Genomic DNA, 22,414 nt, shown 5'->3' on the forward strand with positions numbered 1-22,414 from the left:
ATATATACTATAAATATTTGAATCACTACACTTTTTCAGTGGCCCCCACTTCGTTCGCTCCAGGGTCTATCTTACTTATTTCCCCTCAGGAGTCTCGCAGTTCCTATCCACGTATGGTTTAAACAACAATATAATACCCAATCATAGTGTACATACCATACTTTGGTTTTCAAATAACAATTAATACTTTCACACTTTCACTTATTAATGGACGCAAATCAATCTATCAGTATCCCCTATTTAAATAAATCTATGAATCATCTTGGTAAACACTAAAACTTATTAATTTCGTTTACTAGTTTATATAAAATTAAAACGCACCGCGAGATCCAATTTGGATTGCAGTGCGTTTTATTGTTAGAAAATCCGAAGCTCCTGTTTAATCGTTTTATATCTATAGATTAGGCTTCAACAAGATCAGTAGCTTTTGTGTATTTCAAAACTGGATTACGTGCAGCACGAGTTTCATCTAAACGGCTAATAACAGTCGTATGAGGTGCTTCTTGCACGATTTCAGGTGTTTCTTCTGCTTCCTTGGCAATTTGAATCATTGCATCGCAGAAAGCATCTAGTGTTTCTTTTGATTCAGTTTCAGTTGGTTCAATCATTAACCCTTCTTCCACGTTTAATGGGAAGTAAGTAGTTGGTGGATGATAGCCAAAGTCTAACAGTCTTTTTGCAATATCAAGTGTACGGACACCTAGTTTTTTCTGACGGCTACCACTTAATACAAATTCATGTTTACAATGACGATTATATGGCAATTCGTAATATGGTTGTAGACGGCGCATCATGTAATTTGCGTTTAAAACAGCATTTTCTGTTACAGCTTTTAAACCATCTGGTCCCATTGAACGAATATAAGTGTATGCACGAACATTAATACCAAAGTTACCGTAGTAAGGTTTTACACGTCCAATAGACTGTGGACGATTATAATCGAAACGATAACCTTGTTCAGATTTCACAAGTACTGGTTTTGGTAAATATGGAATCAAATCCGCTTTTACACCGACAGGGCCAGAACCAGGACCACCACCGCCATGAGGACCTGTGAATGTTTTGTGTAAGTTTAAATGTACGCAGTCAAAGCCCATGTCTCCAGGACGCGCTTTTGACATAACCGCATTTAAGTTTGCACCATCATAGTATACTTTACCACCAACACTATGAATGATTTCAGCAATTTCAAGAATATGTTCTTCGAATAAGCCCAATGTATTTGGGTTTGTTAACATTAATGCAGCCGTATCTGAGCCTACTACACTGCGTAAGTCTTCTAAGTCAACTAAACCATTTTCATCAGATTTAACTGTAATTATTTCAAAACCTGCAACGGAAGCAGATGCCGGATTTGTACCATGCGCAGAGTCAGGAACAATCACTTTTGTTCGTTCATGTTCACCATTTGCTTCGTGGAATGCACGAATCATCATTAACGCTGTCCATTCTCCATGAGCTCCAGCAGCTGGTTGAAGCGTTACTTCATCCATACCAGTAATTTCGATCAAATGTTCTTGTAAATCATACATTAATTCAAGTGCACCTTGAACTGTTTTTTCATCTTGCAAAGGATGAATGTTGGCGAACCCTGAGAAACGTGCCACAGATTCATTGATTTTCGGATTATATTTCATCGTACAAGAACCTAATGGATAAAATCCAGAATCCACACCATGATTACGGCGAGATAGGGCTGTGTAATGACGCATAATATCCAATTCAGAAAGCTCTGGTAATTCTGCTTCTTCCTCACGAATAAATTCAGATGGTAAAATACTTGATAGTTCTAATTCGGGTACATCTAAATCTGTTAAGCTATAGCCTACACGACCTTCTTTAGATAATTCAAATACAAGTGGTTGATTTTCCTTATGCATGTTGAGCCCCCATTTCTTGCACGAGTGCATCGATTTCTTCTATTGTACGTTGTTCAGTGACCGCGATCAGTACGTGATTTTCATAGTTAGGACTTACTTTTCCTAAATCAAATCCACCAATTATTCCTTTTTCAAATAGAACATTATTTAAATCTTCTACAGAACCATTTACTTTTACAACGATTTCATTGAAATGTGCTCCTTGGAAAGGAACTTCAAACCCTGCACGTTTAAAAGCTTCTTTAGCATAATGTGTTTTTAAAATATTTTGTTTTGCCATTTCTTGAACGCCTTTTTTACCTAGCGCAGTCATGGCAACAGAAGCAGCTAAAGCATTTAATGCTTGGTTTGAACAAATATTCGAAGTAGCTTTTTCACGGCGAATATGTTGCTCACGTGCTTGCAATGTAAGTACATAACCACGTCTACCTTCTTCATCTACTGTTTCACCAATTAAACGCCCCGGTACTTTACGCATTAATTTCGTTGTTGTTGCAAAATAGCCACAGTGAGGACCGCCAAAGCTTTCAGGAATACCAAAAGGTTGGGCATCCCCAACAGTAATATCAGCTCCCATTTTACCTGGAGGTGTTAGGATTGCTAATGATAACGGATTAGCTGAAATAATTGATAGACCTTTCACCGCATGGATAGCATCTGAAATCGCTTGAACATTTTCAATTTGCCCATAGAAGTTAGGATATTGCACCATAACACCTGCAGTATCATTATCAATCAATCTATCTAAAGCTTCTAAGTCAGTAACACCATCTTTTAATGGAACAAAAACTACTTCAATGGATTGACCATATGCGTATGTTTTTACAACATCTTGAGCGATTGGATGGACAGCTTCAGAAACTAAAAGTTTTTTACGTCGTGTTTGACCTGCAGCTAACATTCCTGCTTCAGCAAGTGCAGTTCCACCATCATACATAGAAGAGTTTGCAAGATCCATTCCTGTTAGTTCAGCAATCATTGTTTGAAATTCAAAGATTGCTTGTAATTCACCTTGAGAAATTTCAGGTTGATATGGAGTATACGCAGTGTAAAACTCTGAACGAGAAATAACATGGTCTACAATTACTGGTTTATAGTGATCATATACACCTGCACCTAAAAATGAAACAAATTCATCACTATTAGCATTTTGTTTTGCAAGTTGTGCCAATTCCTTCAATAATGCTGATTCCGATTTAGCAGGTTTGATTTTGTAATCACCTTTAAATCGAACTTGTTCTGGGATGTCTGCAAATAACTCATCTACTGATGAGACGCCAATCACCTTTAACATTTCTTGCTGATCTTGCTCAGTCATTGGTAAATACCGATGTTTCATGCAATAAAACCTCTCTTCTTTTCTTTATTTTTGACGTTTATAAAAAGGTGTTTCTACAGTCTTAACTTTTAATCTGCGGTTACGAATCTCAATTTCTAATTCCTGACCTATTTCTGCAAATTCACTTTTGACAAGTGCTAATCCTATGTTGCGCTTTGTAAGTGGTGATTGTGTACCTGTGGTCACTTCGCCGATTTCCTCATCACCCTTGAAGACTTTATAGCCATGACGCGGAATTCCTTTATCAATCATTTCAATCCCTACGCTTTTGCGTGGTACGCCATTTTCTTTTTGAGCAAGCAATGCTGCTTTTCCAATGAACTCGTCTTGCTTATTCAATTTCACGACAAAGTTAATACCTGCTTCAAGCGGTGAAATCGTACTTGATAATTCCTGTCCATACAAAGGAAGACATGATTCAAAACGCAACGTATCACGTGCACCTAAACCACATGGAATTACACCTTTTGGTTCACCTGCTTGTAAAATTTGATCCCATAGTGCTACGATTGCCTCTTCAGATGCGTAAATTTCAAAACCATCTTCTCCTGTATACCCTGTACGAGAAACAAGAGTATCATAGCCATTAATAGTAACATGCTGTTGCAAACGGAATGGTTTAATATCTTGAAGATTTGTATTTGTTAACGATTGTAAAACTTCTTCTGCAACTGGCCCTTGAAGCGCTAATTGTCCAAATTCATTTGAACTATTCGTAATTTTCACATCACCAAATGCCTGTTTTTTCATCCAATCGAAGTCTTTTTCAATATTAGCTGCATTTACAACTAGTAAATATCGATTTTCTTCTAGTCTATAGATTAGTAAATCATCTACAACTCCGCCATCTTCATAACACATTGTTGTATATTGTGTTTGATTGATCACTACTTTTGAAACATCATTGGTTACAAGTTTTTGCAAATACGCTAAACTTTCTGAACCTTCAACAAATATTTCTCCCATATGCGAAACATCAAACAAGCCCGCTTTTGTACGAACTGCTTCATGTTCTGCCTTGATAGAGGAAAACTGAACTGGTAAATCCCAACCACCAAAATCAATTGTTTTACCACCATATTTTGCATACGATTCAAATAGTGGTGTTTGTTTTAATTCTGTCGCCATTTTTCTTCCTCCTAATCATCAATTCACAAAAAAAGACAGAGAAATCCCTTTTGAGGATTTCCCTGTCCATGCACCTGAAAGTTTAACCATTTTGGCTTGCCTCTTTGGTGGCTACACGAAGTAGCTCTCTCCAGAGTTGCGTCCCGCACGAGTCTTTTTGCCTGAGAGATTCATAGTCCTACTATTTGCTCCTTCGGCGACGCTTCAATAGCGTTCTCTCCCCGTACAATCATCCGCCCAAGAATATTCTTGGTATTCTCATTTCAATGTTCTATAACAGGATTGCTTGGCTATATCTTAACATTGAATGGTGATGACTTGCAATACCTTTATTAATAATGTTTTAAAAACGAACAATAAACAATTTTGCACGAATTATTATTCGCCTTTCAGTCTGGTGATTTGGAATGCTGCATACTCTACTATTTGTCTTAACGATCTACCTTCTGTTCGAATATTAATATGTGCAGCACTCTTATAATATTTTCTTCTCTGATAAAATAGATCTTCTAATTCCTGTTTAGTTGACCGTTGGACTATGGGACGATTTTTATCTTTATGGATTCTCTTCCATATGTCAGGAAATGTTGCATCTAGAAATAATACCAATCCGGTTTCTCGCATAATTTTCCGATTTTCTGCATTCATCGCAACTCCACCACCAGTTGAAATAATACAAAATTCATCACGAAAGCCTCTTAAAAATTCCGTCTCTATTTTGCGAAAATACGCTTCCCCTTTTTGTTCGAATATTTCTGGAATCGTCATTCTTTCCCGTCTTACGATTTCTTTATCCATATCGTAGTAAGGCATTCTTAGAAAATAACTGAGTCTTCTACCGATTGCACTTTTTCCGCTACCCATATAGCCTACTAAATATACTTTTCTCATCTTCTCACCTTCTTAGACTTACGACTGCCTTACAACTTTATATCACTTTTAATAATAGTAGCAGAAACGTTAGTCGATTCCAATAAATCATTCAATGATGAGAAGAAATCAAAGAAAATCAGAAGATTATGTCAACTAATTAAAGAAGGTTAGCTATTATTCTTTTTGTTCGACAATTTTTCAGCTTAATCTGTGCCTGTTTTTTCTTTCTGAATTGAATTTAATACGTTTTTTGTTTCTTGTATCCCTGCAATTTTCAAAGCATCATACGCTCTATAACGGGAATCATAAGCCGAACTAGCTGTCATCATTAAATTCGTTACAAAAAATAATAAAATCATTGCCGTTAGTAATAAAAAGCCTTTCTCATTCTTTAGAATTCGGAACAATAAACATCCTACTCCTCTCCTTACCATTCTTAAATTTTACAGTTGTATTTAAAATATAGTTAGAATAATCAAAGTTAACCATGGAAACATCAAATAATAATGGCTGATAACCGTCTTCTCTCCTTATCTCCCACGATGATGCTTGTCTCACTCCTAACCCCCCTCTATTTGATGAATACTGAATATGATAAGAAGTTCTACGATTAAACTCTTTTGCATTGGTTAACTCTTTTTGTAATTGAAATGAAAATAATTCCCATTGTAATTCATCTGTATTGAACATTCCATTGTTTTTGTGACTATACCAAGTGAAAAACAACAGAAAGAAATGAGCAAAACAAACTAATATCATTAATTGTAATAATGCGTCAAGCAACGTAAAACCACTTTCATCTTTATTTTTTAAGAATTTGCATTGACACAAAGGCTTTCTTCTTGAATACCTGAATATTGAATACAAATTTGATATTCGTCCCCCTCCCAGTAATATGTGACATCATCAATAGTTATTTGTCCCGCATATTTTTGAAACTTTTTTATATTACCAGCTGCATATAATGCCGCTTCTGCAGCATGTAAACTTAACTTCTTCTTATATAGTGATGTTTCTAGTTGATAATAGAATGGTAATAACGTTCCAAAAATGAGGAGCATAATAACAAGTGTTAATAATGATTCTGGCAACGAATGCCCCTTTTCATTGAACAATTTTCACCCTTCCCTCTCCTAGATATACATTTAGCTTCACTCTTCTTCCATTTACAGAGAATATAATCGTACCTGATCTACTTACAGTTTGGTTTTCAGTAAAAATAACATGATCTAAAGTACTGTAATATCGAAATTCTACATTTTTTGGATATTTTCTAATTATAATGGGATTATCTTTATGATATTTGGGTACATAAATGTGAATTTCATTAATCGCATCGAATATATATAAACTTGCAGCTCCTTGATATTGAAAAGACAAAGCCTGTGTAAGCTCGATATCTGCTTTTAATTGTTCTATAAAACGATTCTCTAACTGGCGATCCAACTGTTTTTTCCCGACACTAATTCCGATTGTACAGATTAGCATCATAATTACCAAAACGAGCAACATTTCAATAAGAGTAAATCCTTTTTGATTAATTTTCATATATTTAATTTGAAACGGAAACTTTGCCATCAGTTATCGAGATAGTTTTTCCTTCACAAGTTTTTGAATCAGTTACTTTCAAATAGTCTTTATCTTCTAATTCAGTGATTGATGTTGGATATTTTCCTATATCAATTCGATAAGCTTCAACCTGTCCCTGTACCATTGTGGCATAAGCATCGCATCCTTTTTTATCTACTGTCGCGAAGTGTTTTGTAACATTTGGAATAGCAATTAAAATAAGTATCGAAATAATAAACAAAACAATTAACATTTCTATTAATGTAAATCCTTTTTGATTATTACTTTTCAAAATGATCGTTTCCTCCTTTTTAAACAAGTTCTAACATTTCGTACATTGGTAGCAAAATTGCAAGATACGCTCCTAAAATACAAAGTGCAATAATTACAAAAAGCAGAGGTTGTACAAGAGTCAATACCCTTTGAACGTTATTTTCTGTTCGATCAGTGAGAAATTCACTATAAATTTGCAATTCACGCCCTAGATTTCCACCTTGTTCTCCATGCATTACATGTGAGCAAAATCCCTTATAAAAAAAATTTTCTCTTTCTATAGCTGTCGATAACGAATCACCATAGACAATTCGTTGTTGAATGATTTCTGCAATCTTTGCTAAGTAAGGTTGTAACGACTGCTTTTGTAGGATATCGAGACCTTCTTGCATTGGCATTCCACTTTCGATTAGACCACCTAATTCATAAGCTATTTGTCTTGTTATTTGTAATTTAAATTGTCGGTTGACAATTGGTATTTTCATCAAAAATTGTATTTGGTCTTCAATTGTTTTTTTACATATCCAACGCCAAATGATCATTAATATTACAAATAATAAAGTCGCTAATACTATAAATAAATCTGGTAAATGCAAAAAAAATGCGGACATTGTTAAATCTAATTTCCCATTTGATGTCCGATTGTTCATCATAAAAGACATATTAGGTAGAAAGTACGTTCTAAATGCAAAAAATAGCACAATGAGTATTATGAAAAGAACAATTGGGTATGTCAGTAATTTTATTAGCCTTTGTCTATTTTGTTCCTTTTTTTCTAACTGGAATGCAACTGTTTTCAATGCTTGTATCGTTTTTCCATGTTGTTCAGCTACCAAAATTGTCATTAGATAAATTTTCGGATAGCCCAACACATTCAGGACTTCTGTCATGGACGCCCCATTTCTTAATTGTTCTAAAATATCATTTTCTAGCTCAGACATATTTTTCAAATGATGCGGCAAGAGCATAAATAATGAATCCGAAAATGTATATCCTTCACCTAACAACACACTCATTTTTTTTAATAATTGTGCCGGTTCTTTTAGTTGTACTTTTCTCTTTAAAGAAAATTTATCCTCCCAGAGTTTTTTTAGGATTGAGGGTAATTGCACTAAAATTTATCCCCTTTTCTATTTGACCTTCAAGAGTAATTTCAGCTGGAAGTTGATATGAATTTCCTTTTCCAATTGCTTTAAATGCATCTCCTAAATTACTATCAGCTAAAATTTCAAATACTGCCGAGGTTCTTTGATTTGATGGGAAATGGACAAGACGTTGTGCTACGATCCCTAAAACAGTTTGTTTTAGCTCTTCCAGTGAAACACCTAAATCTAATAATCGATATAAACAGCCGATGGTATCTTTACTATGAATAGTTGTTAAAACTAAATGCCCTGTCAAAACAGCTTCAATTGCAATTTGGGCTGTTTCTCGGTCTCTAATTTCTCCTATCATAATTACGTCAGGAGAATGTCTTAATATCGCCTTAAGACCAACAGCATAAGTGACTCCAGCTCTTTCATTAACCTGAATTTGCAACAAATGAGATTGATTATTTTCCACAGGATCTTCCAAAGAAATGATGTGTTTTTGATGATTAGTTGCAAGATGATGAATTAATGAATACAAAGTAGTGGACTTGCCACAGCCAGTTGGCCCAGTTACAAATATAATGCCTTGGGGTTGCTCAACAAGCTTGAGTAATTGTTTTGCAGAATGATCAAATAGGCTTAATTCTGAAATAGGTAATGTCCGATTTTGAAGCATTAATCTTATAACGAGACTTTCTCTAAAAAAAACAGAAGGCAAGGTAGAGACACGAAAAGAAATTTGTTGTTCATTGAATTGTTGCTCGAATGAGCCACTTTGGGGTTTGCGTTTTTCACTTATATCTAAAGAGGATAGATATTTCAAATAGGAAATCATACGATCTCCAATATCAAGGGGAAGGTGGCCAGCAGATATTAGCTGTCCAAATTTTCGATAGTATATTTCATACCGTTCAGCAGTCGGCATTAGATGTAAATCTGAGGCACCAAAATGCAAAGCTTTTTGTAAAAACTGTATCGATTTTTGTTCTATAATAGTTTCAGTAAAAGACATTTTACCTCCTCTCAACCATGCAAGTAATGACCGCTCTTTACTTGTTATCAGTATTATACATGGTCTATATTGGAAATGGAAGGATTTATTTCAACTTAATATTCATTACAATTATCCTGAACTACATAATAATTATAGTGCTATTTCACTTAATACAATGAGAGTTCAGCAATAATTTCGATAAAAAATAAGAAACTTCCACAAAATAATCACATTTTCTAGAAGAATTGTTTTTTTCTACTGCTACAATTGAATTATTGATTTATAATAAGAGTATTCATATAGGAGGTGAAGATATTACATGTTGAATCCACTAAAAGTTACAAGTACTTTATCAGATGAAACTAGATTTTCCATATACCAATTTATGCTACAGGAAAAGAAATCGTTTTCTGTTCAGGAAATTGCAGATCGATTTCATATTCATCCTAATGTAGCAAGACTACATTTAACAAAACTTACTGAAATTGAAGTAATCAGTTCAGAATATGAAAAGACTGGTAAAGGTGGCAGACCAGGACGAAGATATAAAGCTGAGGGAAATGGCGTTACATTATCATTTCCAAAAAGAAATTACGATGAGTTACTTAAATGGACGCTTGACATCCTTTCTGAATTCGGAGACGAAGCAAATAATATAGGCAAAAAAGTTTGTTATAAAAAAGGTGCTGAAGACATGGATAAATATGTCTTAAGTCACGGAAAAGATCGACTTCAACTTACATTTGACGAAAAAGTTGAGTTCATCAATGAGGCAGCATCACTTGTTGGTTATGTACCTTTAATCAAAGAAACTCCAAATGGAAAAACAATATCTTTTGCAGTTTATAATTGCCCATATCATAATGAAATACAAGAACATGCAACACTAATTTGTGACCTGCACGAATCATATTTAAAAGGTCAATTCGATACTCTCTTCGATGTAAAAGATTTCGATCAAATTGAAAGTATGACTAGTAGTTGTGATTACTGTACTTATCGAATTACTGTATAATATAATATCTCTTAAGGCTTTGTGAATTTTTTACACTACATTGTCACAAAGTCTTTTTAAGTAGCGGTTTACATGTATCATTATAATCATTTATAATGATTATGAGATTATTGTGTCGTCGAAAAGGAGGGAATAATACATGGATAATATGTATAAGGTGCTTGGCTTCTGGACAGGTATTTTCGCAGTTATGTTTTATTTAGGTGATATGAAAGAAGTTTCGCTATTATTCTTAGCTAACACAGGATTTTTCCTTCTATTAGGTTTCTTAAACCTTACAGAACGTATGTATATGTATATTTTCGGTGCATACTTAACAGTATTCTTTGCTGGATTCACATATTATACTACATTCATTCACGTACCAGGTTTAGAACATTAATAGTTAAAAAAAGACAGTCAATTGACTGTCTTTTTTCTTTCTTCTTTCTTCTAGTTTTCACTATTGACATAATGTAAAAGGTTATATATTATATATTAGTAGCTTAACTTTATCCCTCCCATTTATATATGGTGAGAAAACATCCCCTAAATGAAGATAATATCTTCGACTTAAAGAGGCCTCGATTGCCTCTTTTTTTTGTATAAATTCTACGAAAATTCATTTAAAACTTTATATACATATTAGGTGTCTAACCTTAGTATTAAGATTACAAAAAATATTTATTTTGTACCAACACTTTCCTGATACTAGGGCACTGAAAAGTTATTTTTTAACAAAAATTTTGTTTTGCAATTTATTGTTGAAGTAGAATCAGTGAAGCGATGCAGGGGCAACCCTTTACCCACGGGAAAACAAACCAGACGAGAGCCCGCAGAGCGATTAAGGAACGGAGTCGTTGCCACATCCTGTTGCCCCGAGGAAGCTCGTCTGTTCGGTTATTCCGCGAAAAGCGAAGCTAATTCCACTTCAAGCAATAGCAGATTTGTGAGTTTCTATTTACTTTTTGAACAGATCTATGCAATTAGAATCCGTTCAAGAATGGATTTTGTTCCATTTCTATATCAACTCTTGTTGGATTCCCATGACCCGGATAAATGATTGTCTCTTCATCAAGCGTTAATAATTTATCATGAATAGATGCTAATAGTAGCTTACTATTTCCCTCTTCTAGATCTGTCCGACCAATACTTCCTTCAAAAAGTGTATCTCCGACAATCGCAAATCCTTCATCTTCAAAAACAAATGAAATACTGCCAGGTGAATGTCCTGGAGTGTGCAAAATTTCTAATTTAAAATTACCAAGCTCAAGTATTTTTTCCTTCTCAATTAAATAATCAGCTGGAGAAATTATTACATCCGGTATTTCAGCATAGCGTCCTGATCCATTCTTCATTGGATCTTTCAACCAGCTTGATTCCTTCTTGTGTAGGTAGACTGGTATCTTGAACGAATCTCTAACAGTATCTACAGCTGCAATATGATCAAAATGCGCATGGGTTAATAAAATCCCAACCGGGTTTAAATTAAGAGCTCTTATTTGACGCACAAGTTTATCGCCTTCTCCTCCTGGATCAATAACTAAACATTCTTTATCAGAATTACTTACTAAATAACAATTAGCTTGAACAGGCCCAAGTGGGTACGTACGTATATTTAACATTCTTATCACCTCATTCTCATTATACAGATAAAAATATAGTTTGCTACTATCTTGTTAATCTTTCGAATGGCATAGAAAGCTGTCAAGACTTGTCATTAAAAAAGCTACTTTTGGGGAGTACGTTCAAATTTCCGTCACTTTTTATTCTCGACAAACGTTAAAAATAGCTTTACAATAGAGAAGGAATAATGTTTACGACATTCATTTTCTGATGTCGAAAGGAGTGTCTATATTGAACTTATTAATGGTTATTTTTGGCCTAGTATCCATCCTAGGTCTAATTGGAACTGTGCAAGCTCTTAAAGAAAAAGCTATTCTTGGTATTATCTTTAACTTTGCAGCGTTCGCAGTATTTGGATGGTTCGTAGTTATGACTGTCCTAAATCAAGGTTTCCCACCAAGCCTTCATCACTAATTGAAAATTGGTAGAAGTAAGGATATCCCATACTGGATATCCTTTTTATTTTTGTTTAGAAAATTGTACATTAACTATTTGGTATTGGTAAATTTGAATGTTGTTATTTAAAAGGAATTTTTTATATCAATTGTTTGTATAAGTTTTGAAATTTAAACAATGAACCCTCAACCGTATACTTTCTTCTCTTCCCTTAGAAAATACATTCTATCCTTTTAGCAATAGCCATTTATTCATTTTAAATGGTTGAATGGTAAATATTTTTTCGTAATTATATCCAGTGAGACATACGCTACCTTTCGGAGAACAAATTATAGGTTCAAAATTTTTAATTTGATCTATTTTTCGGACACCATTTACAGAAGCATGTACTAGTTGGGATGTATTCTCTTCCTCATCTATTTTTCCACTCTTCGTAGGTAACAACGTTATAATCGATTGGTCATCAAGCCATTGAACTTCTGGGACAAACCATTGGGAGTAATTCGTTACAGCAGGCGCTTCCCATATTTGCTTTTTTGATCCTTTTTGTAATACATAGTGAAAAACTTCTCGTTTGAAATCTATTGAAACAATTAAGGTGGATTGTTTATAACAATTCACATAAACAACTTTCTGATTTGGTAAGGATGTTTCTTGATTCTTTTTCCAATCTATTTTCGATAAGTTTCCACCCAAAAGAGGATTATTTTCTATTCTATTCATCCATAATATATCATCATCTCGCCATACCCAAAATGGATTTTCTGATTGGAATTCATGTAATTGTTCTTTATCACCTTCATAGACATAACTTTTATATGAAAAATTATCATTAAATGCAGCCAGTGCTAATAGGTTTTCATTATTGGGATTCCAAACAATAGAAAGCTCTGAGGATTTGACGTTAAAATTATGCAATGGTTTCCCCTTAGTCGAAAGGATTGTGATTTTTGCTGTTTTTTCATTACTCGCAGTTTGAATTAGTATTTGTTTCAAACTTGGATGTATGAATGCTTGTATAATGTCATCATTCGTAGAATAAATTAATTTCTTTTTCCCCGTTAATAAATTGTATTGAATTAATTGTTCTCCCTCTTGATTTTGTTCAATAATAAGAACATCAATTTCAGATAAGAATCCAACAACACTATGTAGTTCTTCTGTTTTTAATCGATAAGGTACAACATTTGATATTTTGTTTACCGTTTCTACTGATTTTTTCTTAGATGTTTTCCTATCATTATTCGAGTTCAAATGTTGTTGACATGCAACAAGGAATACGGCAGTAATAAGTAATAGATATGCAATTTTCTTCATAGTTGCCACTTCCTTTCTAACTATTCCATTATACGATTAAATTACAAAAAAACTAGCGATATCACAAAAAATTATTTACACCACACTAAACATGAAATTTAATATAGCCCTAATAAAAAAACCACATAGCTATTATAAGCTATGTGGTCAGTGATATAACTATTAATTATTTTCCATTATTCGTTTTCCCTGTACCATCATCGTAGAAACGAAGTAAGTCACCATTAATAATCTTATCAGAGTATTCTAGTTTTTTGTTTGATTGCTCTATATAAGGTTGACACTTAGATGCATCTGTTTTTTCTCCAGTCGACTTGTCGTAACATACTTCACCAGCGTAAACTAATTTATCTGTTACAAATCGACCGTCACGGAATGTTACAAAGTCCTTATGATCTTTAGAGAATAAATCTGTACCCATTTGCAAGTCATTTTTTGTATCGATACCTAGTAAATGTAAAACTGTTGGTCTTACGTCCATTTGGCCGGCAACTTCATGCATTTGTTTACCAACTCCAGAATGTGGAATATGGATAAAGAATGGTACTTTTTGAAGTTGAGCAGAATCAAATGGCGTAATTGAATCTTTGCCTAAATATTGAGCCATTGCTTTATTGTGGTTTTCAGAAATACCATAGTGGTCACCATACATAACGATAATTGAGTTATCATATAAACCAGCTTTTTTTAGATCTGTAAACAATTCTTTAACCGCTTCATCTGTATATCGTACAGTTTGGAAGTAATGATTTACAGTATTATCATCAGAAGTATACGGTTTAATCAATTGATCTTCCGGATCTGATGTGAATGGGAAGTGATTTGATAATGTAAGCATTCGTGTATAGAATGGTTGTGGCATTTTTTTCATAATATCAACTGATTGGTCCATAAAAGGAATATCTTTTAGACCCCAGTTAGCTGAGTTTGCATCTGTTACATTATATGAATCTACATCATAGAAATGTTTAATATCTAATGCTTGATACATTATATCACGGTTCCAGAAACTCTTGTTATTTGCATGAAGTACAGAAGTATAATAGCCATTACCATTAAGTTTTTCTGCCATAGAGTTGTATGTATTTCCACTGTTTGTGAAGAATACTGCACCTCGTCCTGTACCATATAAAGAGTTCTCAATAATAAACTCTGCATCAGATGTTTTACCTAAACCTGTTTGATGATAGAAATTATCAAAATAGAATGTATCTTTATCTTTTGATAGTTTATTAAGGAATGGCGTAATTTCTTGACCATTAACCTTATTGTTAATCACAAAGTTTTGAGTAGATTCAAGTGAAACGATAATTACATTACGTTTTTTGGCAACCCCAAAGGTTTTTGGGTTATTTTCACCTTGGTTAGATTTAACATAGTTAGTTACATCTGATAAATCACTACCATCAGCTAAAACGCGTTGTGCATGTGATTTAGATTGAACGAAAACATCATATAACTGATAGTTGTAAGTACCAATATTCTTTACTAATAATTCACGGTCAAAGCTACGAGTTAATAATTGTGGTCTTTCTGTTTCAGCAAGACCTAAATTTAAAAATAGCATTGCAAAAGATAACACAAAGTATGTGCGACGCATATTTGGTTTCACAATGGCTGCTTCTTTTGCAACAGGTAAGAATTTAACAGCTAAGATCAGCAACACGACATCTGTGAAATAGAAGATATCCGTCCAATACATAGAAGAAGATGCAGAGTTCCCTAAATCACTAAAATTACTAGTTTGGAACAATACAGGTAGTGTTATAAAGTCATTAAAGAATCTATAAAATGCAACATTTCCATAATTGACTATTGATAAAATAATACTTGCTGTAATCATATAGCGATTTCGTACTTTAGAAGTCTTGAAGAATAGTGAAATCCCATAAATAAATAATAAAAACGCAAGCGGATTGATCAATAAAATAAATTGTTGCATTAAATTTTCAATTTTCATATCAAATGCTGTTTGATAAGTGATATATGTTTTAATCCAAGTGGTGATAATTGCAATCACCAATATTGAATGTTTAGGTATTTTTTTGAGTTTCATTCCTAACATCCTCCTACTTTCTTTCGTTACATTTTTAGTTCCATAATTGAAAGAAACAAAATTTATCATAATCCTTTTTTTACAAAAACGCAACAATTTTGTTACACTTTCAATCAAAACTACACATTTCATTAATGGATACCTATATATAAACGAATTCGTCATCAGAAGGTTTCACTCAAAAAAAATTTGATCAGATTAGTCTTTGGATGCTGCTTCTTTTTCTAATCTCATTTCTTCCATTCTCAATATGTGACGAGCTGATTGGAACTCTGTCGGCTCAATTAAACCACCTTTATATAGTTCTACTAAATCTATCTCCATTAATTGCAAATCACCAATACGATTTTTAGTATAAACAAACGTACCAAAACGTTTCAAAAATTGCATAACATCATATACTGTTTCCAAGGGTTAATAGCCCCCTTTCAATTTCACTTACAAAATATTATTTCATTTTCAGTTATTATTTTTTCAATAGGTACATCATAAGCATCTATCGGAATTTTTTCAACTACTTGCAAGTGAAATGCCAAAGAAATTGTCGAATTCTTAAAATCCGACAAAAATCGATCATAATAGCCACCGCCAAACCCAAGTCTGTAACCTTTTCGATCGTATGCAAGTCCAGGAACAACTAAACAATCGATTTGTTCTTTTTGAATCTTAGCTGTTAAATAAGGAATAGGTTCGGATAGCTGCATATATACATTTTCTAGCTGGTCAAAAGAAGTAATCTCATAAAATGTCATCATTCTTGTTTTAGGTTCACATTTAGGTACTACTACTTTTTTTCCTTCTGCCCATAATGTTTCGATTAGAGTTCTCGTTTCAACTTCTGGAAATGCAGAAATTGTAATTCCAATCACCTTTGCATTTTTTACAGCTTTTTCTTGAAGTAGTTGTTTATGTATTAGTTCTGATTTTTCTTTATAAGTTTCAGGTGAAAGCTTTTGTAAATCATTTATTAATATTTTGCGAAGTTCTTTTTTATGCATACTTTCTCACTCCTATAACTCTAAAGATGGAAAAAGCCAAAACCACAAGGGTTTTGGCAATGAGCATTACTTCGTTTCACGGTGAAGTGTCATTTTGTTGTCACGAGAGCAATATTTTTTCAATTCAAGACGTTCTGGATTGTTACGTTTGTTTTTCTTTGAAATGTAGTTACGTTCTCCACATTCAGTGCAAGCTAATGTAATATTAACGCGCATTGTTATCCCTCCCACTCTATATAAAGAATAAAATGTCTTAGTGAGCATGATTTATACGACTAAACCATTATATCATATTTTGCAAAAAAATCTACTGTGATTTCTAATTAGATGTTGATATGTTACAATTAAATAAACAACTAAATACCCATCATGAGGTGAATGAAAATGGACTTATCACTCATTTTGATTATAGTTGGGATCATCATCATCATTGCATCCTTTTTTGTTGGAAATAAATCAAAACAAGTTGAAAAAGATGTTGAAGAACTATCCCTTAACTTTTATCAAGAGACACACCAATTAAAACGTCGTTTAAAAGTAATCGAAGAAGAATTATTAATCGAAACACAAACATTTGCAAAACAAAAAAAGAAAGTAAGTCAAAAAGCTAACCCAAAAGTAACCATTAACGGTATTCATCAAATCTTGATTAGCCAAGTGCTTACTTTACATAAACAAGGCTATAATACAGATGAAATTAGCCAACGTTCTTCCCTATCATCAGAACAAGTAAAAGCTATCATAGTTTCTGGAGGCAACCAACTATGATGAAATCTACTTTACGTTCGATTGGAATTGGCGTATTTTTAGCCGGTAGTATCATGGCAATCAATCATCAGTTAGATCAGAAAAACACATCTAAAATAATCACGACTTTAAAATCTACAGATGGTGATCAAAAAGGCACTGTTGTTATTAAGAAATCAGAACTTGCTGCTTTAAAAAAAGATGCTGCTGATGCAAAAGCACAATTAGCGAAAATTCAAACGGACTATAATAGTTTAAAGGCAGATCAAACTTCAAAAAAAGATACCGTAAAATCATATACATTGGTGATTAAAAGAGGTATGGGCACTGCAGAAGTTAGTAAAGCGTTGAAAGATGGTGGCATTGTAAAAAACGATGCCGAATTTGAACGTTATATCATCAATAAGAATCAAGTGAAAAACATTCAAATTGGTGACTATCAACTTACTTCAAATATGACAAATGATGAAATATTAAAAATCATAACTAAAGCAAAATAAAAAATGTTTCATAAGTTTTGTATGCTTATGAAACATTTTTTTATGGATAAAATGTGAGTGAATGTCCCAGTACAATATATTTCACGAATTACTTTCAATACAAAAAGGATTTGCCGCAAAAAATGACAGCCGATCCCCCAGTACAACTATTTATAAATGATATTGAATAAACTCTTATATATGATAAGGTTCAACATAAAAAAGAATTGCCAAAAAAACTTTTGGATAACCCCATTTTAAGAATTCAATGCAAAACGTTTACCTTGCACAATAAAGAATAAAGCTTCAGCAAGATTTGTCGCATGATCTGCTGCTCTTTCAATATATTTGCAAATTAATGCTAGTTGAATTGCCTGGCTACTTGTATTTTCAGAAGATGCCATTTTTTCAATTGCCGTCATCGTTTCACCATAATAGCGATCGATTTGGTCATCTCTTAATGCAATTTCTTTAGCTTTTTCTACATCCTCATGAATAAATGCATCAAGCATTTCATTTAGCATTGAAATAGTTAATTGTCCCATCTCACGTAATTGTTCTTCTGGATAAGGATTTTGATTGATTCCGATTCGAATTGTCTCTTTTCCAATATTAACTGCATAATCCCCTATTCGTTCCATATCTTGAGCTGCTCTAATGATAGAAACTAATCGACGAAGGTCAGTGGCAACTGGTTGTTGCTTTGTGATCAATAAAATAATTTCATCATGTAAATGTTCTTCAAGGCGATTGATAAAGCGATCTTGCTCAATAATAACAAGGGCTCCATCAATATTTTTTGAAAATAACACTTCAAGTGATTTTTCAAATGCATTGATAGAACGTTGACAAAGTTCTACTAATAGATTTTGTACACGATGTAATTCTTTATCATATTTTTCTCGAGGTGTCATTGTAATTCCTCCTTATCCGAATCGTCCTGAAATATAATCTTCTGTTCTTTTATCTGATGGTGTAGAGAACAATCTATTTGTATCATCAAATTCAATTACTTCACCATTTAAGAAGAATGCAGTTTTATCAGAGATACGTGCTGCTTGTTGCATATTGTGTGTCACAATAATAATAGAGTAATTTTGTTTTAATTCTTGAACAAGTTCTTCTACTTTTAATGTTGAAATTGGATCAAGTGCTGATGTAGGTTCATCCATTAAAATGACATCTGGCTCAATAGCTAAGCAACGAGCGATACAAATACGTTGTTGTTGACCACCTGATAGTCCATAAGCATTTTGATTTAGACGATCTTTTACATCATCCCAAATAGCTGCTCCACGTAAACTTTTCTCTACGATTTCATCAAGAATTTTTTTGTTTTTAATACCATGAATTCTTGGTCCATAAGCAATATTGTCATAAATAGATTTTGGAAATGGATTTGGCTTTTGGAAAACCATGCCGACTTTTGTACGTAATTCCTCTACTCTATAGTTTTTGTCAAGAATATTACGTTCACGATATATAATTTCACCTGAAGTACGAACAGTTGGAACAAGTTCCACCATACGATTTAACGTTTTGATATATGTTGATTTACCACAACCAGAAGGTCCTATAATTGCAGTTACTTCATTTTCTACAATATCCAGATTAATATCTTTTAATGCTTGTTGTTCGCCATACCAAAGATTTAAGTTTTTTGTTTGGTACACCGTTTGTCTCTGTTCAGTTTGAAGTACTTTTAAATCCTCTACTGAATTTTCATCTGTTTCTCTAACTTGCACTTTTAACATTATTATCCCCCTATTTATTAATAGCGTTTTTGGAATTTATTTCGAATGAAGATTGCGATAGAATTTAATACAATTAAGAATACTAGTAATACTAGAATTCCTGCTGCTGCAACATTTTGGAATTCTGCTTGTGGACGTTTTGCCCAGTCGTATATTTGCATTGGCAATGCTGTGAACTCACTCAATAAGCCTGCAGGTAAGAAATGAACGATTACTGGGATACCTAATACAACTAATGGTGCTGTTTCACCTACTGCTCTAGATAATGCTAATATACAACCAGTTAAAATCCCTGGAAGTGCAGAAGGTAAAACTACTTTTAAAATGGTTTGCCATTTTGTTGCGCCCATTCCGTAAGATGCTTCGCGTAATTCGCTTTGGACTGCTCTAATAGCTTCTTGAGAAGAAACTATGATAACAGGTAAAATCAATAAACTCATTGTTAATCCTGCAGCTAATACACTTTTTCCTAATCCTAAACTTCGAACGAATATTGTTAAACCGAGCAACCCAAATACAACAGAAGGAACTCCTGCTAAGTTTGAAATGTTCATTTTAATAAAATCAGTCATTTTATTCTTTGGTGCATATTCTTCAAGATAAAGTGCTGCTCCAACTCCTAGTATTAATGAAACTGGTGCAACAACAATCATTAACCAAATCGATCCAACTAAAGCTGCTTTAATACCTGCTTTATCTGGAAATCTAGAAGAAAAATTACTCAGGAAATCTACAGTTAAATGTCCTGCACCTTGAGAAATCATTCGATAAATCAAAATTCCAAGTGTTGCTAACGCGAATAATGTAGCTAATAGAAAAATCACTTTAAACACACGATTGAGGAATATTCGCCCTGACATTCTCTTGATGACTTTTTTTTGATTGATGTAATTCATCAGTATTCCTCCCTAAAGCGTTTAGAAATATAGTGTGCTAGTAGATTCATGATTAGTGTAAAGATGAATAGTGTAAATCCGACAGCATAAATTGAATAATAAATGGTTGTTCCATAACCTGCATCACCGCTTGAAACTTGAACAATATATGCAGTCATTGTTTGGATGGAATCTGTAAAGTTCCAGTCTAATTTCGGAGTAGATCCACCAGCTAGAGAAACAATCATAGTTTCACCAATTGCCCTTGAAACAGCAAGTACGACTGACGAAAGAATTCCAGATAATGCTGCAGGTAGGACTACCTTTAATGTAACTTCAAGTTTTGTAGAACCTAACCCTAATGCACCTTCACGCATTGAATTTGGAACAGATGACATTGCATCCTCTGATAATGAAGCAATCATTGGTAATATCATAATCCCAATTACAATTCCTGGACTAATCGCATTAAATATTTTTAAAGAAGGGATAATTTGTTGTAAAAGTGGTGTTACAAAAGTTAAAGCAAAGAAACCATATACAATAGTAGGAACTCCAGCTAACACCTCTAAAATTGGTTTTATAACTCGACGAATATTATCACTTGCATATTCACTTAAATAAATTGCAGCAGCGATTCCTAATGGAACTGCAACAATTGCTGCGATTAGAGTTACTTTTAAGGAACCTACTACTAATGGTAGAACACCATAGACTGGATTTGTTCCGGAAAATGGTAGCCATTCTTTACCAAATAGATAATCAGTTATATTAACTTTTGTAAAAAATTCAATTGTTTCGAAGATTAAAGTGAAGACAATACCTATTGTAGTTAGTACTGATACCAAAGCAGCTAGAAATAATAGCTTTGGCATAATTTTTTCAAATGCCTTTGTTAGTCCTTTTCCTTTTGATTGTTCAATCAATTCTTGAACCGATAGCATTTCTTGATGCTTTTTGCTTACCAATTGAAGTTCCCCCTTCAAATGGAATGAGAGTAGCTATATGCTACTCACATCCTTGAAAAAAATATTATTTTAAGCCTTCTAATGTTTGAAGATCTTTTTTATAAACATCATCTGGAGCTTTAACATAGCCTACTGCTTCAGCCATATCACCTGCATTAGTAAGAGTATATTTCATGAAATCATACATTACAGGGTTATCTTTTACTGAACTGTTTTTCACATAAACGAATAGTGGACGAGAAAGTGGTGAATATTCACCTGATTTAATTGTATCGTGAGTTGGTTCTACTCCACCGATTTTCACAACTTTTAATTTATCTTTGTTAGCTTCGTAGTATGCAAAACCAAAGTAACCAATTGCGTTTTTGTCAGATTCTACACCTTTTACTAAGACATTATCATCTTCAGAAAGAGTTGCAGATTTTACAATATCTTTCTTTTCTAAAATATCATTTACAAAATAGTCGTAAGTACCAGAATCTGTACCTGGTGAGTAGTATACGATTTTTTCATTTGGCCATTTTGGATTAATATCTGACCATTTTTTATCTTTACCATCTTCTAACCAAATTTGTTTTAATTGATCTACTGTAATATCTTGAATCCAATTATTATCTTTATTTACTACGATAGAAATACCATCGTAACCAATTTTCATTTCTGTATAATCAATGCCAGCTGTTTTTAATTTTGCAGCTTCTTCAGGTTTTACTTCACGAGAAGCATCTGAGAAATCAGTTTCGCCATTAATGAATTTTTCGAAACCGCCACCTGTACCAGATACACCAACAGATACTTGAACTTTAGGTTGTTCGTTAGCATATTCTTCTACGATTGCTTCCATAATAGGTGCTACTGTTGAAGAACCATCGCCTGCGATTTTTCCTTCTAATTTTTGGTTTGCATCTGTTTTTTGTTCAGTTGATCCATTGTTGCTCTTTGATGCTGAGTCATCACTGTTACCACATGCTCCTAAGAATAATGCAGATCCGATAACTGATGTCATCATCAAGTACTTCCAGTTTTTCATCTGTGTTTGCCTCCCAAAGGAATGTTT

General features: G+C 33.4%; 27 protein-coding genes and 2 riboswitches. Of the genes, 5 read left to right on the forward strand and 22 right to left on the reverse strand.

The window, feature by feature from the left end; all coding sequences use genetic code 11:
• Positions 1–401: 401 nt before the first annotated feature.
• From gcvPB to comGA, 11 genes are all read right to left on the reverse strand, one after another.
• Positions 402–1,880, reverse strand: coding sequence for an aminomethyl-transferring glycine dehydrogenase subunit GcvPB (gene gcvPB, locus ABE048_RS19080; RefSeq protein WP_430312876.1), 1,479 nt, complete (start codon positions 1,878–1,880; stop codon positions 402–404).
• The gene (gene gcvPA, locus ABE048_RS19085; RefSeq protein WP_430312877.1) at positions 1,873–3,219 is read right to left on the reverse strand and encodes an aminomethyl-transferring glycine dehydrogenase subunit GcvPA; all 1,347 of its coding nucleotides are present in this window, start codon (positions 3,217–3,219) and stop codon (positions 1,873–1,875) included. Before gcvPA ends, gcvPB begins: the two co-directional genes overlap by 8 nt.
• A 24-nt stretch (positions 3,220–3,243) precedes the next feature.
• Positions 3,244–4,347 (reverse strand): glycine cleavage system aminomethyltransferase GcvT, encoded by a 1,104-nt coding sequence (gene gcvT / locus ABE048_RS19090; protein ID WP_430312879.1) that lies wholly within the window; start codon positions 4,345–4,347, stop codon positions 3,244–3,246.
• Between the two features lie 60 nt (positions 4,348–4,407).
• A riboswitch (glycine riboswitch) is annotated at positions 4,408–4,483 on the reverse strand.
• A gap of 3 nt (positions 4,484–4,486) precedes the next feature.
• Positions 4,487–4,580: riboswitch (glycine riboswitch) on the reverse strand.
• Positions 4,581–4,725: 145 nt separating this feature from the next.
• Complete coding sequence (locus ABE048_RS19095) at positions 4,726–5,238, reverse strand: shikimate kinase (protein WP_430312881.1); 513 nt, start codon at positions 5,236–5,238, stop codon at positions 4,726–4,728.
• Between the two features lie 185 nt (positions 5,239–5,423).
• On the reverse strand, positions 5,424–5,627 hold the full coding sequence (locus ABE048_RS19100; RefSeq protein ID WP_430312882.1) for a hypothetical protein: 204 nt from the start codon (positions 5,625–5,627) through the stop codon (positions 5,424–5,426).
• A complete protein-coding gene (locus tag ABE048_RS19105) occupies positions 5,605–6,003 on the reverse strand; it encodes a competence type IV pilus minor pilin ComGF (protein ID WP_430312883.1) in 399 nt (132 codons plus the stop codon). The genes ABE048_RS19100 and ABE048_RS19105 overlap by 23 nt, the downstream gene beginning before the upstream one ends.
• Before the next feature lie 26 nt (positions 6,004–6,029).
• Entirely contained in the window at positions 6,030–6,335 is a 306-nt protein-coding gene (locus ABE048_RS19110) for a hypothetical protein (protein WP_430312884.1), read from the reverse strand.
• The gene (comGD, locus tag ABE048_RS19115) at positions 6,325–6,768 is read right to left on the reverse strand and encodes a competence type IV pilus minor pilin ComGD (RefSeq protein ID WP_430312885.1); all 444 of its coding nucleotides are present in this window, start codon (positions 6,766–6,768) and stop codon (positions 6,325–6,327) included. The genes ABE048_RS19110 and comGD overlap by 11 nt, the downstream gene beginning before the upstream one ends.
• A 4-nt stretch (positions 6,769–6,772) precedes the next feature.
• Complete coding sequence (gene comGC / locus ABE048_RS19120) at positions 6,773–7,084, reverse strand: competence type IV pilus major pilin ComGC (protein WP_430312920.1); 312 nt, start codon at positions 7,082–7,084, stop codon at positions 6,773–6,775.
• 16 nt (positions 7,085–7,100) lie between these two features.
• Positions 7,101–8,174: a competence type IV pilus assembly protein ComGB gene (gene comGB, locus ABE048_RS19125; protein WP_430312886.1), complete on the reverse strand. Its 1,074-nt coding sequence runs from the start codon at positions 8,172–8,174 to the stop codon at positions 7,101–7,103.
• The gene (comGA, locus tag ABE048_RS19130) at positions 8,134–9,165 is read right to left on the reverse strand and encodes a competence type IV pilus ATPase ComGA (protein WP_430312887.1); all 1,032 of its coding nucleotides are present in this window, start codon (positions 9,163–9,165) and stop codon (positions 8,134–8,136) included. The genes comGB and comGA overlap by 41 nt, the downstream gene beginning before the upstream one ends.
• A 301-nt stretch (positions 9,166–9,466) precedes the next feature.
• On the opposite strand from comGA, the gene ABE048_RS19135 reads away from it, so the two are divergent.
• Both ABE048_RS19135 and ABE048_RS19140 read left to right on the forward strand, forming a co-directional pair.
• Positions 9,467–10,162 (forward strand): helix-turn-helix transcriptional regulator, encoded by a 696-nt coding sequence (locus ABE048_RS19135; RefSeq protein ID WP_430312888.1) that lies wholly within the window; start codon positions 9,467–9,469, stop codon positions 10,160–10,162.
• Positions 10,163–10,301: 139 nt separating this feature from the next.
• Positions 10,302–10,544 (forward strand): DUF2626 domain-containing protein, encoded by a 243-nt coding sequence (locus ABE048_RS19140; RefSeq protein WP_430312889.1) that lies wholly within the window; start codon positions 10,302–10,304, stop codon positions 10,542–10,544.
• A 583-nt stretch (positions 10,545–11,127) separates the two neighbouring features.
• On the opposite strand, the gene ABE048_RS19145 is transcribed toward ABE048_RS19140, so the two are convergent.
• The gene (locus ABE048_RS19145; protein ID WP_430312890.1) at positions 11,128–11,766 is read right to left on the reverse strand and encodes an MBL fold metallo-hydrolase; all 639 of its coding nucleotides are present in this window, start codon (positions 11,764–11,766) and stop codon (positions 11,128–11,130) included.
• 232 nt (positions 11,767–11,998) lie between these two features.
• Here ABE048_RS19145 and ABE048_RS19150 point away from each other — a divergent pair, with 232 nt between their 5' ends.
• The gene (locus ABE048_RS19150; RefSeq protein WP_430312892.1) at positions 11,999–12,181 is read left to right on the forward strand and encodes a DUF2759 domain-containing protein; all 183 of its coding nucleotides are present in this window, start codon (positions 11,999–12,001) and stop codon (positions 12,179–12,181) included.
• A gap of 207 nt (positions 12,182–12,388) precedes the next feature.
• Here ABE048_RS19150 and ABE048_RS19155 read toward each other — a convergent pair whose 3' ends face one another.
• The 5 genes from ABE048_RS19155 to rpmG form a co-directional block, all read right to left on the reverse strand.
• Positions 12,389–13,480 carry a hypothetical protein gene (locus ABE048_RS19155; protein WP_430312893.1) on the reverse strand — a complete coding sequence of 364 codons (1,092 nt, stop codon included), beginning with the start codon at positions 13,478–13,480 and terminating at the stop codon, positions 12,389–12,391.
• Between the two features lie 166 nt (positions 13,481–13,646).
• Complete coding sequence (locus ABE048_RS19160; protein ID WP_430312894.1) at positions 13,647–15,536, reverse strand: LTA synthase family protein; 1,890 nt, start codon at positions 15,534–15,536, stop codon at positions 13,647–13,649.
• Between the two features lie 198 nt (positions 15,537–15,734).
• Entirely contained in the window at positions 15,735–15,947 is a 213-nt protein-coding gene (locus tag ABE048_RS19165) for a YqgQ family protein (RefSeq protein WP_430312895.1), read from the reverse strand.
• A 23-nt stretch (positions 15,948–15,970) separates the two neighbouring features.
• Complete coding sequence (locus tag ABE048_RS19170; RefSeq protein ID WP_430312897.1) at positions 15,971–16,534, reverse strand: 5-formyltetrahydrofolate cyclo-ligase; 564 nt, start codon at positions 16,532–16,534, stop codon at positions 15,971–15,973.
• Between the two features lie 66 nt (positions 16,535–16,600).
• Entirely contained in the window at positions 16,601–16,750 is a 150-nt protein-coding gene (rpmG, locus tag ABE048_RS19175; protein WP_010287907.1) for a 50S ribosomal protein L33, read from the reverse strand.
• A 168-nt stretch (positions 16,751–16,918) separates the two neighbouring features.
• On the opposite strand from rpmG, the gene ABE048_RS19180 reads away from it, so the two are divergent.
• Positions 16,919–17,302 carry a hypothetical protein gene (locus ABE048_RS19180; protein WP_430312899.1) on the forward strand — a complete coding sequence of 128 codons (384 nt, stop codon included), beginning with the start codon at positions 16,919–16,921 and terminating at the stop codon, positions 17,300–17,302.
• Complete coding sequence (locus tag ABE048_RS19185) at positions 17,299–17,781, forward strand: endolytic transglycosylase MltG (protein WP_430312900.1); 483 nt, start codon at positions 17,299–17,301, stop codon at positions 17,779–17,781. Before ABE048_RS19180 ends, ABE048_RS19185 begins: the two co-directional genes overlap by 4 nt.
• 236 nt (positions 17,782–18,017) lie before the next feature.
• On the opposite strand, the gene phoU is transcribed toward ABE048_RS19185, so the two are convergent.
• The 5 genes from phoU to ABE048_RS19210 form a co-directional block, all read right to left on the reverse strand.
• Positions 18,018–18,674, reverse strand: a complete 657-nt coding sequence (gene phoU, locus ABE048_RS19190; RefSeq protein WP_430312901.1) for a phosphate signaling complex protein PhoU — start codon at positions 18,672–18,674, stop codon at positions 18,018–18,020.
• 12 nt (positions 18,675–18,686) lie between these two features.
• The gene (gene pstB / locus ABE048_RS19195; RefSeq protein WP_430312921.1) at positions 18,687–19,520 is read right to left on the reverse strand and encodes a phosphate ABC transporter ATP-binding protein PstB; all 834 of its coding nucleotides are present in this window, start codon (positions 19,518–19,520) and stop codon (positions 18,687–18,689) included.
• A gap of 11 nt (positions 19,521–19,531) precedes the next feature.
• Entirely contained in the window at positions 19,532–20,410 is an 879-nt protein-coding gene (pstA, locus tag ABE048_RS19200) for a phosphate ABC transporter permease PstA (protein ID WP_430312902.1), read from the reverse strand.
• The gene (gene pstC, locus ABE048_RS19205; protein WP_430312922.1) at positions 20,410–21,333 is read right to left on the reverse strand and encodes a phosphate ABC transporter permease subunit PstC; all 924 of its coding nucleotides are present in this window, start codon (positions 21,331–21,333) and stop codon (positions 20,410–20,412) included. The genes pstA and pstC overlap by 1 nt, the downstream gene beginning before the upstream one ends.
• Before the next feature lie 88 nt (positions 21,334–21,421).
• Positions 21,422–22,387, reverse strand: coding sequence for a PstS family phosphate ABC transporter substrate-binding protein (locus ABE048_RS19210; protein ID WP_430312903.1), 966 nt, complete (start codon positions 22,385–22,387; stop codon positions 21,422–21,424).
• Between the last annotated feature and the right edge of the window lie 27 nt (positions 22,388–22,414).

It is taken from the genome of Rummeliibacillus pycnus, from assembly GCF_050459865.1.
In the GTDB taxonomy this organism is placed as follows: domain Bacteria; phylum Bacillota; class Bacilli; order Bacillales_A; family Planococcaceae; genus Rummeliibacillus; species Rummeliibacillus pycnus_B.